The sequence below is a fragment of the Mesorhizobium sp. genome, assembly GCF_024509055.1.
Lineage (GTDB): Bacteria > Pseudomonadota > Alphaproteobacteria > Rhizobiales > Rhizobiaceae > Mesorhizobium.
Window position 1 is genome coordinate 1 of record NZ_JANINM010000423.1, and the last position, 17574, is coordinate 17574.

Genomic DNA, 17574 nt, shown 5'->3' on the forward strand with positions numbered 1-17574 from the left:
CGGTCAGCGTCATCAGCATGATCACGGCGCTGGCCGAGCCGACCGCCATTTCGTTCCGCTTGAAGGTGAACTCGTACATGAAGTTGGACGGCAGCCATGCCGAGCCGCCGGGGCCGCCGCTGGTCAGCGCGACGACAAGGTCGTAGGACTTGATGGCCAGATGCGCGAGCACGATGAAGGCCGACAGGAAGACGGGCCGCAGGAGCGGAATGACGATGCGGCGATAGAGCTGGAAGGTGGAGGCGCCGTCGATCTGCGCGGCCTTCATGATCTCGCTGTCGATGCCGCGAAGGCCGGCCAGGAACATCGCCATGATGAAGCCCGAGGCCTGCCACACACCGGCGATCACCACCGTGTAGATGACGAAGTCCTTGTTCTTGATCCAGTCGAAATGGAAGCTCGTCCAGCCCCACTGATGCAGTGTCTGTTCGAGGCCGAGGCCGGGATCGAGGAACCATTTCCAGGCGACGCCGGTGACGATGAAGGAGAGCGCCATCGGGTAAAGATAGATCGGCCTCAGCACGCCTTCGCCGCGGATCTTCTGGTCGAGCAGGATGGCCAGGAACAGGCCCAGCGCCAGGCAGATCCCGATGTAGAGGAAGCCGAAAATGCCCATGTTGGTGATCGAGGTGTACCAGCTCGACGGCGGATCGGTGTCGAAGGTCCAGCCCCACAGCCGCTGATAGGCGCGCGGTCCGGTGATGGCATAGGACGGGAAGGTCTTGGAGTTGGTGAAGGACAGATAGATCGTCCACAGGATGAAGCCGTAGACGAAAACGAGCGTCGCCGCGAAGCTGGGCGCCAGTACGATCTTCGGCAACAGATCCTGCAGCCGCGAGCGGACCGTCGCGCCAGGGCGGGCGTCGTGCTCCGGTGTCAGCTTGATCTGGGTTTCGGCAACTGTGCTCATTGGCTCGTCCAGTACCGGTTAGTGGGGAACCGACCGGCCGCTACGCGCGTGCCAGGCAGGCAATCCCGGATATTGTCTCGACAGGAGGTCTCCCCCGCCGAAGCGGGGAAGACTCGGGTTCTCAACGCGTTCTTCTTACTTGGCGTCGTCGATCGCCTTGACCAGCTCGGTCACGGCCTCGTCGGAGGTCTTGATCTGGCCATGGACGAACTTCGACACGACGTCCTTGTAAGCGTTGGCGACGGCGGGCGGAGCGCCGTAGCCCTGGGCGAGCGAGCCGAACAGCGTGCCGCCGTCATTGGCCTTCTTCAGGTCGGCAATGCCCTTCTTGCCGCAAGCGTCGAAGTCGGTGTCAGGCACGTCGGTACGGGCCGGAACCGAGCCCTTCACGACGTTGAAGGCCGACTGGAAGCTCTTCGACAGGGTAGCAGTTGCAAGCGCCACCTGGGCGGCCTTGCGGTCGTCCGGGACGTTGAACATGCCGAACATGTCGGAGTTGTAGATCACGGAGCCGTCGGTGCCCGGGAAGCGGTAGCACAGGAAGTCGGTGCCGGGGGTCTTGTTGGCGGCGTGGAACTCGCCCTTGGCCCAGTCGCCCATGACCTGAACCAGCGCGTCGCCCTTGATGACCATGGCGGTGGCGAGGTTCCAGTCACGGCCCGAGAAGTTCGGGTCGACATAGGTGACCAGCTTGGCGAGGTTGTCGAACGACTTCTTCATCGTGTCGGACTTGAGCGACGCGTCGTCGAGGTCGTTCATCGCCTTCTTGTAGAACTCCGGTCCACCGGTCGACAGCACGACGGAGTCGAACATGGTGGCTTCCTGCCAGTTCTGGCCGCCCAGCGCGAGCGGGGTCACGCCGGCCGCCTTGGCCTTGTCGAGCAGGGCGATGAAGTCGTCGAAGGTCTTCGGCTCGGTGCCGCCGATCTTGTCCATCACCGCCTTGTTGATCCACAGCCAGTTGACGGAGTGGACGTTGACCGGGGCCGCGACCCACTTGCCGTTATAGACCGAGAACTTCTGCAGGGCGGCGGGAACCGACTTGTCCCAGCCTTCCTTCTTCGCGGTCTCCGTCAGGTCGCCCATGACGCCGGCCTGGGCGTAATCGAGCACGGTGTAGCCGAGCATCTGCGAAGCGGTCGGATAGTTGCCGGCAGCGACCATTGCCTTCAGCGCGGTCATGGCGGCGTCGCCGCCACCGCCGGCCACCGGCACGTCCTTCCAGGCATAGCCTTCCTTGGCCAGATCCTGCTTCAGCACGTTCAGAGCAGCCGCTTCGCCGCCTGACGTCCACCAATGCAGCATCTGCACTTCCTTGACGTCCGCGGCATGCGCCGAGAACGCAAAGCTCGTCGCAAGAGCCGTTCCGATAAGCAGTTTGCGCAACATGTACTACCTCCCTTGTTGCATTCACATAACCGGCGGATGTCCGCCGGGGTCTCCCAACTCAGCCGACCCACCATCCGGTGCGCTGGCCTCGATGAAACTGGATAGTCTTTTCTTCGGTATAATCCTCAACGGCGCGCTTGCCGAGTTCGCGTCCGAGGCCAGACTGCTTGTAGCCTCCGAAAGGCAGCTCGGGATAACCTTCCATGAACGTGTTCACCCAAACGGTTCCCGAACGCACACCCCGCGCCACCGACATGCAAGTGTCGATGCTGGCGCTCCACACGCCCGCAGACAGACCATAGGGCGTGTTGTTGGCGATGTGCAATGCCTTTTCAATCGTTTCAAAAGTGAGGACGGAGAGCACCGGTCCGAATACTTCCTCGCGAGCGATCGCCATGTCCTCGGTGACATTGCGGACGATGGTCGGATCGAGATACTGGCCCGCGTTGGAGGCGAGCTGTCCGCCGCCGCTAAAGACGCTGCCACCCTCGGTTTTCGCCGCCGCAACATAGCCGGCTACCTTTTCCATGTGGTCGGCCGAGATCATGGCGCCGACCTTGGTGCGGTCGTCAAGCGGATCGCCGACCCTGACCCTCGCGGCCAGTGCCTTGACCGCGCCGAGGAAGTCGTCGGCGATCGCCTCATGGACGATCAGCCGGCTACCGGCATTGCAACATTCGCCGGCGTTGAAGAAGCCGCCGAACACGGCGGCATCGGCGGCCGCCTCCAGGTCGGCATCGGGGAAGACGATCTGTCCGTTCTTGCCGCCGAGCTCCATCGACACTTTCTTCAGGGAATTCGAGGCGGTTGCCATCGTCATCTTGCCGACGCGGGTCGAGCCGGTGAAGGACACCATCTCGGCCAGCGGATGGCTGACCATCGGCGCGCCGACATCGGCGCCGTAGCCGGCAAGAATGTTGACGACACCGGCCGGCAGGCCGGCATCGAGCAGGATGTCGCCGAGCACGAAAGTCGAAGCCGACGTCATCTCACTCGGCTTCACCACCGCGGTGCAGCCGGCGGCGAGCGCGAAGGGCAGCTTCTGGCTGACGATCAGGAAGGGGAAATTCCACGGCGTGATGATCGAGACGACGCCGATCGGCTCACGCAGCACGACGCCCAGCATGGAATCGCCGAGATTGGCGTAGCTCTCGCCATGCAGCGTGCGGGCGAGCGAGGCGGCATAGCGCCAGATGTCGACGGCGCCGCCGATCTCGCCGCGCGCCTGGGCGATAGGCTTGCCGGATTCCAGCGCGTCGAGCCGGGCGATCTCTTCCAGCCGAGTTTCGATCAAATCGGCGGCCTTCAACAGCACCGCGGCGCGCTCGGACGCCCTCATGCGCGGCCATGGGCCGGTTTCGAAGGCCCTGTGGGCGGCCTGCATCGCGGTCTCGACCTCCGAGGCACCGGCCTGCGCATAACGCGACACGACGAAGCCGTGACCTGGGCTGGCGCGCTCGATGGTACGGCCATCGCGGGCATCGACGTGTTTGCCGTCGATCAGCAACTGGTACGCCTTGGGCGCCGAGGCAGCCTCGGACGGCATGGAAATGTTGAGAGGTGCGTTCATCGTGTTTTCTCTAGGATCTCGAAAAGGCCGGCTTCTGCTTGGCCTTGAAAGCGGTGACGCCGGCCTTGAGGTCGGCCGTCAGCGCGATGAAGCCGCTGGCGAGCGCTTCCGTGGCGGCGGCGTCCTCCTCACCTTCGGCGATGCCAATCATCAGCTTGGCGGCCTCGGTCGCCAGCGGGCCGCGTTCGGCGATCCTTTCGGCCCAAGCCCTGGCTTCGTCGAACGCTTTGCCGGTCTCTACAACGCGATCGACGACACCCAGGGCCAGTGCGTCGGCGGCCAGCAGGATTTCGCCGCCAAGCGCCATGCGCCGCACCGCCTGCGCGCCGAAGCGGCGCACGGCGCGCTGCGTCCCGGACCAGCCGGGCACAACGCCGATCGAGGTTTCGGGGAAGCCAAGCTTGATCTGTGCCTCCGCGACGCGGAAATCGCAGGCGGCGGCGAGTTCCAGTCCGCCACCCAGCGCATGCCCCGACAGCACCGCGATGGTGGGCTGCCGCAGCCGCGCCAGCCGGTCGAAGACGCGGTGGCCGTAGCGCACCCACTGCACCTGGAAATCGGCGACGCTCATCGCACCCCAGGCCTCGACATCGCCGCCGGCGCAAAACCCCTTGCCCTCGCCGCGGATGAGGACCACACGCACGCCCTCGGCCAGTTCCGCCTCGTCGAGCGCTGCTTCGAGAGCGCGCAGCATCGGGATGTCGAGCGCGTTGAATTTTTCGGGTCGGCGTAGCGTTACGGTGCCGAGGGCGCCGTCCTGCTCGAAGGTGACGAGGCGCTCAGCCATGCGTGCCTCCGAGCGAAGCGCCGCCATTCAGCGAAAGGCCGATCGGCCGATCCTGGTAGAGCGCGGCGGGTGTCACTTTGAGGTCGTTGGCGACGGCGAGCGGGATATCGGCCTGCGCCAGCACGTCTCGCTCGAGGTCGATGCCGGGCGCCAGTTCTGTCACCATCAGGCCGTCGGGCGTCAGCTTCATCACGCAGCGCTCGGTGACATAGGTGATATCCTGGCCCTGAGCGACCGCGCGCTTACCGGAGAAGGAGATGTGCTCCACCTCCTCGACGATCTTCTTGACCTTGCCTTCCTGATCGATGCGGATCGCACCGTCGGCCAGCGAGAGCTTCGCCCCGGCGTTGAAGAAACCGGAAAAGACGATCTTCTTTGCTCTGGACGTGATGTCGACGAAGCCACCGGCCCCGGCGGTGACATGCGGCCGCGCCGAAAGCTTCGAAACGTTGACCGAGCCGTGCCGGTCGATCTGCAGGAAGGACAGCAGCGAAGCGTCGAAGCCGCCGGCCTGGAAATAGATGAACTGGTGCGGCGAGGGCATGATCGCCTCGGCATTCGAAGCGCAGCCGAATTTGAAGTCGAGCAAAGGCACGCCGCCGACTGCGCCCTGCTCGATCACCCAAGTGACCTTGCCGTGCTGGCCCTCCTCCAGGAGGATGCGCGGCACGTTGGCCGAGATGCCGAAGCCGATGTTGACGGCCATGCCGTCGCGCAACTCCATGGCGACGCGGCGCGCGATCACCTTCTGGACGTTCATTTCAGGTGTGCGGAAGCTCGACAGCGGTCGGAAGATTTCGCCTGAGATCGCGGGGTCGTAGGCCGTCTGCGTAGTCTGCAACTGGTCGGGCGCGACGACGATATGGTCGACCAGGACCCCCGGCACGCGCACGTCATGCGGCTTCAGCGTGCCGTTCTCGACAACGCGCTTCACCTGCGCGATGACGATGCCGCCATTGTTGCGGGCCGCCAGCGCCTGCTCCAGTCCGCCAAGATAGGCGCCTTCATGCTCGTAGGTCAGGTTGCCGCGCTCGTCGGCCGAGGTGGCGCGGATGATCGAGATGTTGGGGACGATGGCGCGAAAATAGAGCCATTCCTCGCCGTCGAACTGCTGCACCGAGACGATTGGCTCGGCCGCGGCCGCGTTCATGGCGCAGCCCTGGTGGCGCGGGTCGGCGAAGGTATCGAGGCCAACCTTGGTCAGTACGCCAGGCCGCTTAGCGGCAGCCTCGCGGTGCATGTCGAACAGGATGCCCGAGGGCACATTGTAGGCCGCGACCGAGTTGTCGCCGATCATCTTCCAGATCTGCGGCGGCTCGGCGGAGGAGGGGCCCGACGGATAGGAGCCGCAGAGCGTGCGCTTCAGCAGGCCAGGCTTGGCGAGATGATCGATGCCCTTGATGCCATACATGTCGCCGGCGGCGATCGGGTGCAGCGTCGTGATCGCCTTTGGATGGCCTTCGGCGTCGAAGCGCTCGCCGATGGCGGCAAGCACGGCGTCCGGGCAGCCAAGGCCGCTCGACGACGACACGGAGACGACCATGCCGTCCTTCATCAGGCTGGCGGCGTAAGCCGCGGAGACGAGCTTGCTCACGCGAGGCTCCCGAGTTGTGGGTCGATCATCACGGCCTTGCCGGTCTTCGACGATTGCAGTGCCGCCTCGGCGGAGGCCAGCGACCAGATGCCGTCCTCGCCGGTGGCCGAGGGCTGGCCCTCGCCACGGATCGCCGCGTGGAACTGGCTGAGCGAACGGGTGTAGAGGTCGTCGCGGTCGAAGGTCAGTTCCTCCTCGCCGTTAGCGGTGCGCAGCAGCACGGAGCCGACCGGCTTCTGCGTCATCACATTGGTGGCGATCAGCGAGCCTTCCGATCCGTGCACCTCGAAGCCGGTGCCGGCGAATTTGGTCGTGAAGCCTTCGTGGGACTGCGCAATGACGCCGGACTTGAAGCGCCACACACACATCGCGCCGTCCTCCAGCCCGCCGCCGGCCATGCCGGCCGACTGCGTGAAGGCCGAGATCTCGACCGGATCGTCGCCAAGCACGAAGCGCAGTGTATCGGCGTCGTGCACCGTGATGTCGAGCACCACGCCGCCGCCGGCTTCGGGTTTGGTTATGCGCCAGCCCTGCAGGTTCTCCGGCAAATAGACGGAGTGAAAGACGCGCGCCGCGATCGGCTTGCCGATGCGGCCGGCGGCGATCGCCTCGCGCATGGCGCGGTGCGCGCCGGCATTGCGCAGATGATGGTTGGTGCCGAACACGATGCCGGCGGTGTTGGCGGCGGCGACCAGCTTGCGGGCGTCGGCGCTGGCCAACGCCAGCGGCTTTTCGCACAGTACATGCTTGCTAGCCTTGATCGCGGCGAGGCCCTGTTCGAGATGCAATTCGTTGGTGGTGGAAATGTAAACGGCGTCGATGTCGGCGGCGAGCAACGCATCGAGCGACGAGACAGCAAGCGGGATGCCGTTCTCCTTTGCATAAGCCTCGGCGCGTTCCTGGCTGGAGCTCATCACGGCCGCGACTTCGCCATCGGTCTGCGCTCGGATGGCGCCGATCATGAACTGCCTGGCGATCGTGCTCGCGCCGATCAGGCCCCATCTCACGGTCATGCCGCGTCTCCCATCCCAGCATTGCGCGCATTGCGGTCCGGCCCGCAGCTTTCCCTGACCGCGAGGCTGACCGCGCCGATATGGTCTTCGGCGCGCGTCGTGCGCGACTGGATCATCTTCAGCATCACATGGGCGGCGCGCTCGCCGAGGCCGGCGGTATCTACGGTGACGCTGGTGAGCGCCGGAATGTAGTGCTCAGCCTCGGTCACGTCGTCGAAGCCGACAACGGCGAAATCGGCACCCGCCTCAAGTCCACGCTTGCGCAGGGCCAGCATGACGCCGAAAGCGACGGCATCGTTGAAGCAAAGCGCCGCTGTCGGCGGTTCGACGGCGGCAAGTGCTGTGTCCAGGCAGGCCATGCCGCCTTTGCGACTGGTTTCGCCCTCGACGATCGTCCGGTCGGACGCCGGAATGCCCAGCACCTCGCAAGCCTCCAGGAAGCCGCCCAGCCTCTCCTGATAGACCACGAGGTCGGACGAGCCGCCGAAGAACGCCAGGCGACGGTGGCCTTTGCGGATCAGGTGTTCGGTAGCGATGAAGGCGCCGCGATGATTGTCCGGGGCGATCACGGGGATACGGCTTTCGGGCAGCCGGCGCATGGCGAAGACGATCGGTACGCCGGCCGTCTCGATACGCCGGAAGGCGCCAGGCGTGGTGCCACGAGCCGGCGAGACGATCAGGCCGGCAACACCTTGCTCCATCAGCGATTTCAGCACCTCTTCCTGGCGAACGGCGCTCTCGGCCGTGTTGGCGATGAAGGGCACGATGCCGGCGGCCTGGAAGACGCGCTCCATGCCGACCGCAAGCTCTGCGAAGAAGGGGTTGGTGAGGTCGTTGATGACCATGCCGATGACATTGGAATGGGCCTTGCGCAGATTGGCGGCGCCTCGGTTGTAGACATAGCCGACATCCTCGATCGCTTTGCGGACCTTGATCGCCGTTTCAGGCCGGATCAGCCCGCTGCCCTGCAGCACGAGCGATACGGTCGATTTGGACACGCCGGCTTCGCGGGCGATGTCCAGGATCGTCGCCTTGGCCCGGCTGGCCATGTCCGTGCATTCCTCCGCGTCGGTGGTCAAATTTATTGGAACGTTCTAATCCCTGTGCCAAACCGGAGTCAATCGGGATTCTTGCGGAATCCGGAAAATTGATGGCAGCCTTTCAAAAGCAAGGCTCTTGGCCCGGTGGTGGCGATTGTACCGTTTCAAAAGGCAAAATCATAAAGGTTCTTGATTTATTGGAACGTTCCATTTATAGACCGACGCAAAGGGAGAGTTCTATGGACATAATCCTGCCCGCGGAAAACGGCAGCCGCGCCAACTATCGACTGGTCGGCGAGCCGGCAATGCCCAGGATGGGGGCTCATTTCCCGCGCATTGCCTATGCCGCCGCGCATGTCGTCGCCGACCCGATCGTGATGACCGATCCATGGTCACGGCCCGTCGTCGACTGGGAAAGAACCATGGCATTTCGCCATCACCTTTGGCGGCTGGGTTTTCGCATTGCCGAGGCTATGGATACCTCCCAACGCGGCATGGGTTTCGACTGGGCGAGCGCCAGGGAACTGATCAGGCGCTCGATTGCCGAGGCTCGCACGGTGCCGGGCGCCGATCTCGCTTCGGGAGCCGGCACCGACCACCTCTCGCCGGCGGCGGCCAGATCGATCGACGATGTCATCCACGCCTATGAGGAGCAGTTCGCCTTCATCGAAAACGAGGGCGGCAAGGCGATCATGATGGCAAGCCGCGCGCTGGCGGCGGTCGCCAAGGGGCCGGAGGACTATGTCCGCGTCTATGACCGATTGCTGAGCCAGGCGTCAGGCAAAGTCATCCTGCACTGGCTGGGCGACATGTTCGACCCGGCATTGAAAGGGTATTGGGGCAGCGAAGACTTCGATGCCGCGCTCGATACCGTTGTCGCCATCATCGAGCGGCATGCAGGCAAAGTCGAAGGCATAAAGATATCGCTGCTCGACGCCGGCAAAGAGGTACTTTTGCGGGACCGTCTGCCCGAGGGCGTCGTGATGTTCACCGGCGACGATTTCAACTATCCGGAGCTGATCGCTGGCGACGGCAGGAAGCATTCGCATGCGCTGCTCGGCATCTTCGATGCTATCGCGCCTGCCGCCAACGCCGCGCTGGCGAAGCTAGCCGACGGCGACCGGACCGGCTACGACGCGCTGATGGCGCCGACCGTGCCGTTGTCGCGTAAGATCTTCGAGGCGCCAACCGAGTACTACAAGGCCGGCATCGTCTTCATGGCGTGGCTCAACGGGCATCAGGACCATTTCACCATGGTCGGCGGCATGCAGTCGGCGCGCGGCATATGCCACTACGCCGATGTCTTCCGCCTCGCCGACCAGGCGGGACTGCTGGCCGATCCCGACCTCGCCGTCGCCAGAATGAAAGCCCTCTGCGCGGTCGCTGGCGCCTGAACCCGGATCGCGTCTCCCTCGCACGGGATTTGCGTTCCGCCGGCAAATCTGTATTCGCTTGCCGGGTTCATGCGGGTGAATATGGCGATGGCGGACAAAGTGGCTGGGGCAGACAAAGTCGCCCTTATTACCGGCGTGACCGGGCAAGATGGAGCCTATCTGGCTGAACTGCTGCTCGGGAAGGGCTACGTCGTCCACGGCGTCAAGCGCCGGTCGTCATCCTTCAACACGGAACGGGTCGACGACATCTATGTCGATCCGCATGAGCACGGCGCACGCTTCTTCCTGCACTATGGCGACCTGACCGATGCGACCAATCTGATACGGCTCGTGCAGGAGACAAAGCCGAGCGAGATCTACAATCTCGGCGCTCAGAGCCATGTGCAAGTGAGTTTCGAAACGCCGGAATACACCGGCAATGCGGATGCGCTCGGCACGCTGAGGCTTCTGGAGGCGATCCGTATCCTCAAGATGGAAGACTCGGTGCGCTTCTACCAGGCTTCGACGTCGGAGCTCTACGGCAAGGTGACGGAAATCCCGCAGAACGAGAGCACGCCGTTCCGGCCGCGTTCGCCCTATGCCGCGGCGAAACTCTATGCCTACTGGATCACGGTCAACTACCGGCAAGCCTATGGCATGTTCGCCGCCAACGGCATCTTGTTCAACCATGAAAGCCCGACGCGAGGTGAGACCTTCGTCACCCGCAAGATCACGCGGGCCGTCGCCGCGATCCATCACGGCCTGCAGGACATGCTCTATCTCGGCAATCTCGACGCGCGGCGCGACTGGGGTCATGCGCGCGATTATGTGGAGGGCATGTGGCGCATCCTGCAGCACGGCGAGCCTGACGATTTCGTGCTGGCGACAGGCGAGGCCCATTCCGTACGCGAGTTCGTCGAACTTGCCTTCGCCGAAACCGGTCGCACCATTCGCTGGCAGGGTGAAGGTGTCGAAGAGGTCGGCGTTGATGCCAAGTCGGGCACGGTGCTGGTGCGCATCGATCCGCGCTACTTCCGGCCGACCGAGGTGGACGTGCTGATCGGCGATGCGTCCAAGGCGAGCAGCAGGCTGGGCTGGTCGCACACTATCGGCTTCAGGGAACTGGTGGCCGAGATGGTGCAGGCCGATCTGGCGTGCGCCGCCGGCGGCGCCTGGCGTAACGTCGGTTCCATGTAGGAGCGTCGATGGACGGGACCTTCGACCTCAAGGGCAAGCGGGTCTTCGTCGCCGGTCATCGCGGCATGGTTGGCTCGGCGCTGCTGCGCCGGCTGGCGCGCGAGGACTGCGAGGTCCTGACGATTGCGCGCGACGGGCTCGATCTGCGTGATCAATCGGGCGTGCGGCGATGGATGGCCGGCCATCGGCCGGATGCGGTGATCGTGGCAGCCGCCAAGGTCGGCGGCATCCTGGCGAACGACAGCTTCCCCGTCGACTTCCTGCAGGACAATCTTGTCATCGAGACCAACGTCATCGAGGCCGCGTTTCGCAGCGATGTGCGTAAGTTGTTGTTTCTCGGCTCGTCGTGCATCTATCCGAAGCTCGCGCCGCAGCCGATTCCGGAGGACGCATTGCTTACCGGTGCGCTAGAGCAGACCAACGAATGGTACGCCGTCGCCAAGATCGCCGGATTGAAGCTTTGCCAGGCCTATCGGCGGCAATATGGCGTCGATTACATTTCAGCGATGCCGACAAATCTCTACGGGCCGGGGGACAACTTCGACCTTTCTTCCAGTCATGTCGTGCCAGCCTTGATGCGCAAGGCGCATGAGGCGAAGCGCACTGGCAACAAGACGGTCGAGGTGTGGGGCTCGGGCACGCCGAGGCGCGAATTCCTGCACGTGGATGACGCCGCGGACGCGCTGGTCTGGCTGTTGAAGACCTATTCGGCCGACAGCCATGTCAATGTCGGGTCCGGCGAGGATGTCACCATCGCGGAACTTGCCCGCACGATCGTGTCGGTCGCCGGCGCCGACGCCGAGATCGCGTTCGATCCAACGAAGCCGGATGGCACGCCGCGCAAGCTGCTCGACGTGTCGCGGCTCTACGCTACAGGCTGGCGCCCGAAATATACGCTGCGCGATGGGCTGCGGCAGACCTATGCGTGGTTCCTCGAACATGTCGGGAAAGGCGACATTCGCCTTGGTGTCTGATTCAACCCTCATCGCCGCGACCAGGACTGATGGGCTGGGCGGCCGCCTCCTGGCCATGGCAAATGCCAAGGCGCTTGCTGACCGCCTCGGCTACCGTTTCGGCTTCACTTGGAACAGCCGCGTCGTCAGCAACCAGGAATCCCACATGGTCGATCTGGCCAAGAACGTCTTCTCCGCCGAGTTCATCGACAGGCATTGGTTGGGGGATAAGATCGGAGACTCCCGTTTCGGGGTGCTCGGAGGAGCCACGTTCACGCCGGCTGAGCTGGAGCCGATCGCACGGCAGAAGCGGCTACACGGCTGGATATGCAACGAATTCGACGTGTTCGATTTCTTTCGCGACGATGGCGCCGGGCCGATCCGAAGATCCGAGACGCTACGGGGTTTCGGCTTCTCGCCAGCCGTGCGGCAGGCGCTCGATGCCGCCGCCGCATGCCGCTTTCCCGGGCCGATGGCGGCGCTGCACCTGCGCAGCGGCGACATCGTCAGGGGCCATCATCGCAGGAGTCTTGTTTTCGCGAACAAGGTTATCCCCTCGACGCTGGCCAAGGCGATCGTCGGGGAAATTTCCTCGATGGGGCTGAAGACGCTGCTGATCGGGCAGGACCGAGCGACGCTTGATTACCTCAAGGCGGAGACAGGGGCGCTGCTGGCCACCGATTTCGGCTCGGGCGAGTTCAAGGGTGAAACGGCCTGCACATTCTTCGAAATGGCGCTGATGGCAAGATGCCGGCAGATCCATGCCGGCAGCAGCATCTACGCAGTGGTTGCATCGGTGATGGGGGACACGCCTTTCATAGGCGCAGGCGCGCTGTTTGGCACACGCCGTGCGGCGGAAATCGTGCTGGAGGAACTGCGAACGCATGAGCCGCACTATCATCCGCTCGAAGCCGCGTTCGGCTACCAGTGGGCGTTCCTGTCGCTGGAAGACGAGATCGATCCGGCGCAGGGCAGGGAGATCCTGGAGAAGGCCCAGGCGCTTGACCCGCAAAACGATGGCTATCCGATGAAGATCGCCGGGACTTTTTTTCGCGAGGGCAACCATGCAGCGGGCGAAGCCATCCTGAAGTCGGTGATGACGAGCCAAAGCGGGCGGCGCTCCAAGATACCGTTGCCCGTCATGGACATTGTGGCTCGTGTGGCAAGGGATCGTCGTACGGGAAAGAAGGATATCGAGGCTTTCTTCACTGCAGCGGAAGCCGGCTATCCCCATCCGGCGGCCTGTTGCGCCTATATCCTGACCGAGGTGTTGGGAGACAAAAAATCGGCCAGTGAAATGGCGGCGAGGCTAGTGAAGGCAAATCCGGGCAACCCGATCTTCCGGCGAATCAGGCGGCGGGCAGGCATGGGTCGGAAACCGAAAAAACGCGGACTGGCCAAGGCCATCTGGTGGCTTGGCGGACTGAAGGCGCCCTGGTTCTGATTTTGGATGTAGAGTTTGATGGCGCGTCGCCGGATCGTGGCTATATCAGCCTGCCGCGGTCGCTTATTTCAGTGGAAATTGGGTTCGGATGGTGGGCGTGACAAGGATTGAACTTGTGACCCCTGCAATGTCAATGCAGTGCTCTCCCGCTGAGCTACACGCCCATCCGAAGCCGCGCATACACCATTTTTGGTTCGGCGCGTCAATAGCAGGAATGTGAAAAGAAAAGCTCCGTTTTGCCGCACCGGCGACAGGCGCCGATGTCTTGCCGGAAAAATATCTCAGGCCGCCTGCAGCATCTTCTCGACCTCGTTGACGAGGTCGCGCAAATGGAAGGGCTTGGACAGCACCTTGGCGTCCTTGGGCGCCTTGGAATCGGGGTTGAGCGCGACGGCGGCGAAGCCGGTGATGAACATCACCTTGAGGTCCGGATCGATCTCGGTGGCGCGGCGGGCGAGTTCGATGCCGTCCATTTCGGGCATGACGATATCGGTCAGCAGCAGCGAGAAGGGCTCCTCGCGCAGCCGCTCATAGGCGCTGGCGCCGTTGTCGAAATCGCTCACCTGGTAGCCTGCCCGCTCCAGCGCCTTGACGAGGAACCGGCGCATATCGTCGTCGTCTTCCGCCAGCAGAATGCGTGCCATCATATCCCGTCCGAATCACCCGCCCCAAGTCTGCCGACGGGCAAGCCCGTTAACCATCCTGTATATGAGGAGGTGACGGTAAACATCAAGTGAACGGCGGCCTTGTCGAAGCGACTTCGGCGAGCCGTGTTGCAGTCCTGAAATGCTGGACATGCCGGACGCAAGATGGCAGTTTTACGTCATGACGCAGTGCTGTTTCCTGGTTCGTTCAAATTGAAGACGGCAGCCGAGGATTTTTCGGTCGTACCACCCTTCGAAATCCGATCGGGCGCCGAGCAACGCGTACCCTTCCTGCTCAGCTCGCCGCACAGCGGTCGCCACTATCCCGAGCGCTTCCTTGCCATGGCGCGGCTCGACCGCAACGCCATCCGCCGGTCGGAGGATTGCTATGTCGAGGAACTCTTCGGCGGCGCCGTGGCTCTCGGCGCGCCGATGCTGGCAGCGAATTTCCCGCGCGCCTATCTCGACGTCAATCGGGAACCCTGGGAACTCGATCCGCGCATGTTCGCGGAGCCGGTGCCGTCCTTCTGCAACATCCGCTCGGCCAGGGTCGCCGGCGGGTTGGGCACGGTGCCCAGGCTGGTGGGGGAGGGGCTGGACATCTATCCTGGCCGGCTGCCGTTGGCCGAAGCCGTGGCGCGCATCGAACACGTCTACAAGCCTTACCACGAGACGCTGAAGCGGCTGCTGACCAGAACCCATGCCCGGTTCGGCTATGCCGTTCTGATCGACTGCCATTCGATGCCCGCCAGTATCCGGGTCGGCGATAACGGCGTGCGGCCGGATTTCATCATCGGCGACCGCTTCGGCATTTCCGCGACGGCGGCGTTGACCGAGACTGCGATCGGTCTGCTCACCGGCATGGGCTACACGGTGGCGCACAACAAGCCTTACGCAGGCGGCTTCATCACCGAGCATTACGGGCGGCCGGCGCGTCATCTGCATGCGTTGCAGATCGAGGTCAATCGCGGGCTTTACATGAACGAGCGCACGTTCCAGAAGTCGACCGGCTTCGACGCGCTTGCCCAGGACCTGACGCGCTTTTCGGCCGAGCTGATGTCGATGCCCGGCCAGCATTTCATCGACCTGCCGCTGGCCGCCGAGTGAGCGGTTCACGGGCTTAAAAAAAGACCGCATCGTTTTCACGACACGGTCGAAGTCTAGGGAGGAAACGCCCAAGGAGGGCATGGACAGGTCACCCTGTCCGACGACAAAATTATTGTGCGATGCACAAATGTCAATCGACTTCAGGCTTTTTTAATTCAATATGATGTGGAAATTCCGCTTCGGTCGCCGAAGTGTGACAATGGGGCAACAGAAAAGCGTTGCCTGACCTGGTTTTTCGCGCCCTTTTGCGCAGCAGAGCAGGCGGCCGGCCGCCGCGATGGGGAGAGTGAGTTGGACATCAGCATCGATTTCATGCGGCGCATCGCGAGTGCCGCCGCCGCCGAGACCTTGCCGCGCTTCCGCAGCCAGGGCGCGGTCGCCAACAAGCAGGCGGAGAGCTTCGATCCGGTGACGGAGGCCGACCGCGAGGCCGAACGGGCGATCCGGGCGCTGATAACGACCGAATACCCCGATCACGGTATCCTCGGCGAGGAGCATGGCAGCGAGAATATTTCGAGCCGGCACGTCTGGGTCATCGATCCGATCGACGGCACGCGCGCCTTCATTTCGGGCCTGCCGGTCTGGGGAACGCTGGTCGGGCTGACGGTCGATGGCGACGCAGTCGCCGGCATGATGTCGCAACCCTTCACCGGCGAGCTGTTCTATGCCAACGCCTCGGGCGCGTACTATGAAGGCCCGGGCGGTCCGCGCAGGCTTGCGGCCCGCAAGACGACCGATCTCGCCCAGGCGACGCTGTTCACCACCACGCCGGCCCTGTTCAAGGGCGAGGCGCGCAAGCGTTACGACGCGTTCGAGAAACGCGTCCAGCTCGCGCGCTACGGCACCGACTGCTACGCCTTCGCCATGGTGGCTGCGGGAAGCGTGGACATCGTCGCCGATCCCGGCCTCAAGCCCTACGACATCGTGGCGCTGATCCCGATCATCGAAAAGGCCGGCGGCGTCGTCACCACATTCGACGGCGGGCCGGCGGAGAAGGGCGGCGACATATTGGCGGCGGCAACGCCGGAGCTGCATGACGCGGCGATGGCTGCGCTGCGCGGCTGATGCCGGTCAGCCGACGTCGCCGCTCCCGGGGATGAAGGCATCGAATGCCGCGAGGAGCTGCTCGCGATAAAGATCCTTTTCCTGCAGGATCTCGTGATTGGCGCCGTCGATCATCAAAAGCGAGCCGACGCGTAGCCGCCTGGCATAGGCCTCCACCGCCTTGGTCGAGACCACGCGGTCCGCGCCGGCGGCGACGATCAGCATCGGCACCTGGATCCTCGCCATGAAGCCGGGATCGCTGACCGCCTCCGCGGCGGCGGCGGCGGCCCTCAGCCAGCGGATCGTCGGGCCGCCGAGCGCAAGCTGCGGCCAGGCCTTGTAGATGCCGGTGTTGCGCCGGTAGCGCCCGGGATCCGAGGTCACCTTGTTGTTTTCGAACGGGGGCGGCAGTTTCGGCCTTGGCCCCAGAGCGGCATAGAGCCAGCCGAGGCCTACGGCACAAAACAGCGCGCAGACACGGCGGACCGTGGCGATCGAGACCGGCAGGTCGGGCACCTCGAGAAACGGCGCAAGCAGCACCATGCGCCGGACTCGGTTGACCATCGAGGGCGAGGCAAGCAGCGCAATCACCGCTCCGGTCGAATGGGCAAGGATGTAATAGGGCCCGCGGCAATCGGGCAGTACCACTTCCTCGAAGAACTGCTCGAGGTCGCGGGTGTAGTCACGGAAGCTGCGAACATAGCCGCGCTGCCGGTTGCGCAACATGCGGCTGGAATCGCCCTGGCCGCGCCAGTCGAGGACGGCGACGCCGAAGCCGCGGTCGGAGAGGTTGCGGATGGTCTCGAAATATTTCTCGATGCACTCGTTGCGGCCGGTGAGCAGCACCACCGTGCCCTGTAGCGGGCGGCCGACCGCGGCGAAAACGCCATAGCGTATCTTCTTGCCGTCGCGGGTGGTGAAGAACCCGCCGGCGGCATTGTCCGGCGGAGGATTGTCCTCGGTGTGGTGGAAAAGGTCCGTCATTCGGCGCTTCGATGCTGTTCTTTGCCCGGGCGGGCAAGGCGTCGCATGGTGATAGACGGCCATGCGCAAAAAGCAAAGGCGTTGCGAGGATTTGGGAGGCCTGGCCAAGACGGGGAAGGCCGGAAGTGCCTGCGGCGCACTTCCGGCCTCTGTCGATCCGGGAGGAAGGGACGTTGCACCCGGTTCGGCCTCGTCGCGGCGCTGGTATCGAGGCGCGCCGCTTGTCTGTGATCTTGTCTGCAGCATAGCGGCGCCTGGCTGAACGGAGGCCGAAGCGGTGGTTCATCTGCCGTTCATCGAGCGGAACACACGGCTGGAACTTCTAGCGTGAAGTTCTTGAAACGGCCTTTTGCGCTCCCCAAATGGTGGTTGCGGCCGCCGATATCGGGGTCGCTGGCCTATCCGAAACGCCTCGCGAGGGTTTCGTACGGGGTCACACGCAAACCATGTTGCTCAACAGGAGAACACCCTATGCGTCACGTTGATTTTTCCCCGCTTTATCGTTCGACCGTCGGCTTCGACCGG

Annotated in this window: 15 protein-coding genes and 1 tRNA gene; 6 read left to right on the forward strand and 10 right to left on the reverse strand. The window is 63.8% G+C overall.

Annotated features, from left to right (window positions below):
• The 7 genes from Q0L57_RS23095 to Q0L57_RS23125 form a co-directional block, all read right to left on the reverse strand.
• Positions 1–910: carbohydrate ABC transporter permease (locus tag Q0L57_RS23095; protein ID WP_296745362.1), on the reverse strand; the 910-nt coding region annotated here is incomplete at its 3' end.
• A gap of 135 nt (positions 911–1045) precedes the next feature.
• On the reverse strand, positions 1046–2299 hold the full coding sequence (locus Q0L57_RS23100) for an ABC transporter substrate-binding protein (protein ID WP_296745363.1): 1254 nt from the start codon (positions 2297–2299) through the stop codon (positions 1046–1048).
• A 58-nt stretch (positions 2300–2357) separates the two neighbouring features.
• Positions 2358–3869: an aldehyde dehydrogenase family protein gene (locus Q0L57_RS23105; RefSeq protein ID WP_296745364.1), complete on the reverse strand. Its 1512-nt coding sequence runs from the start codon at positions 3867–3869 to the stop codon at positions 2358–2360.
• 10 nt (positions 3870–3879) lie between these two features.
• Complete coding sequence (locus Q0L57_RS23110; protein ID WP_296745365.1) at positions 3880–4656, reverse strand: enoyl-CoA hydratase/isomerase family protein; 777 nt, start codon at positions 4654–4656, stop codon at positions 3880–3882.
• Entirely contained in the window at positions 4649–6250 is a 1602-nt protein-coding gene (locus tag Q0L57_RS23115; RefSeq protein ID WP_366940944.1) for an acyl CoA:acetate/3-ketoacid CoA transferase, read from the reverse strand. The genes Q0L57_RS23110 and Q0L57_RS23115 overlap by 8 nt, the downstream gene beginning before the upstream one ends.
• Positions 6247–7263, reverse strand: coding sequence for a Gfo/Idh/MocA family oxidoreductase (locus tag Q0L57_RS23120; RefSeq protein ID WP_296745366.1), 1017 nt, complete (start codon positions 7261–7263; stop codon positions 6247–6249). The genes Q0L57_RS23115 and Q0L57_RS23120 overlap by 4 nt, the downstream gene beginning before the upstream one ends.
• Positions 7260–8312, reverse strand: a complete 1053-nt coding sequence (locus Q0L57_RS23125; RefSeq protein WP_296745367.1) for a LacI family DNA-binding transcriptional regulator — start codon at positions 8310–8312, stop codon at positions 7260–7262. Before Q0L57_RS23125 ends, Q0L57_RS23120 begins: the two co-directional genes overlap by 4 nt.
• A gap of 230 nt (positions 8313–8542) precedes the next feature.
• Here Q0L57_RS23125 and Q0L57_RS23130 point away from each other — a divergent pair, with 230 nt between their 5' ends.
• The 4 genes from Q0L57_RS23130 (at position 8543) to Q0L57_RS23145 (ending at position 13270) form a co-directional block, all read left to right on the forward strand.
• On the forward strand, positions 8543–9697 hold the full coding sequence (locus Q0L57_RS23130) for a dihydrodipicolinate synthase family protein (RefSeq protein WP_296745368.1): 1155 nt from the start codon (positions 8543–8545) through the stop codon (positions 9695–9697).
• An 87-nt stretch (positions 9698–9784) separates the two neighbouring features.
• Positions 9785–10873 carry a GDP-mannose 4,6-dehydratase gene (gene gmd, locus Q0L57_RS23135; protein WP_296745369.1) on the forward strand — a complete coding sequence of 363 codons (1089 nt, stop codon included), beginning with the start codon at positions 9785–9787 and terminating at the stop codon, positions 10871–10873.
• Positions 10874–10881: 8 nt separating this feature from the next.
• Positions 10882–11847 carry a GDP-L-fucose synthase gene (locus tag Q0L57_RS23140; protein ID WP_296745371.1) on the forward strand — a complete coding sequence of 322 codons (966 nt, stop codon included), beginning with the start codon at positions 10882–10884 and terminating at the stop codon, positions 11845–11847.
• Positions 11840–13270, forward strand: coding sequence for a hypothetical protein (locus Q0L57_RS23145; RefSeq protein WP_296745373.1), 1431 nt, complete (start codon positions 11840–11842; stop codon positions 13268–13270). Before Q0L57_RS23140 ends, Q0L57_RS23145 begins: the two co-directional genes overlap by 8 nt.
• A gap of 89 nt (positions 13271–13359) precedes the next feature.
• Here Q0L57_RS23145 and Q0L57_RS23150 read toward each other — a convergent pair.
• Positions 13360–13434, reverse strand: a tRNA-Val gene (locus tag Q0L57_RS23150).
• 117 nt (positions 13435–13551) lie between these two features.
• The gene (gene cpdR / locus Q0L57_RS23155) at positions 13552–13914 is read right to left on the reverse strand and encodes a cell cycle two-component system response regulator CpdR (protein WP_006199474.1); all 363 of its coding nucleotides are present in this window, start codon (positions 13912–13914) and stop codon (positions 13552–13554) included.
• A gap of 165 nt (positions 13915–14079) precedes the next feature.
• On the opposite strand from cpdR, the gene Q0L57_RS23160 reads away from it, so the two are divergent.
• Together Q0L57_RS23160 and hisN are read left to right on the forward strand one after the other, a co-directional pair.
• Positions 14080–15021, forward strand: coding sequence for an N-formylglutamate amidohydrolase (locus tag Q0L57_RS23160; protein WP_296745374.1), 942 nt, complete (start codon positions 14080–14082; stop codon positions 15019–15021).
• Between the two features lie 291 nt (positions 15022–15312).
• Entirely contained in the window at positions 15313–16086 is a 774-nt protein-coding gene (gene hisN / locus Q0L57_RS23165) for a histidinol-phosphatase (protein ID WP_296745375.1), read from the forward strand.
• A gap of 6 nt (positions 16087–16092) precedes the next feature.
• Here hisN and Q0L57_RS23170 read toward each other — a convergent pair whose 3' ends face one another.
• Positions 16093–17049 carry an alpha/beta hydrolase gene (locus Q0L57_RS23170; RefSeq protein WP_296745376.1) on the reverse strand — a complete coding sequence of 319 codons (957 nt, stop codon included), beginning with the start codon at positions 17047–17049 and terminating at the stop codon, positions 16093–16095.
• Positions 17050–17574: the final 525 nt, after the last annotated feature.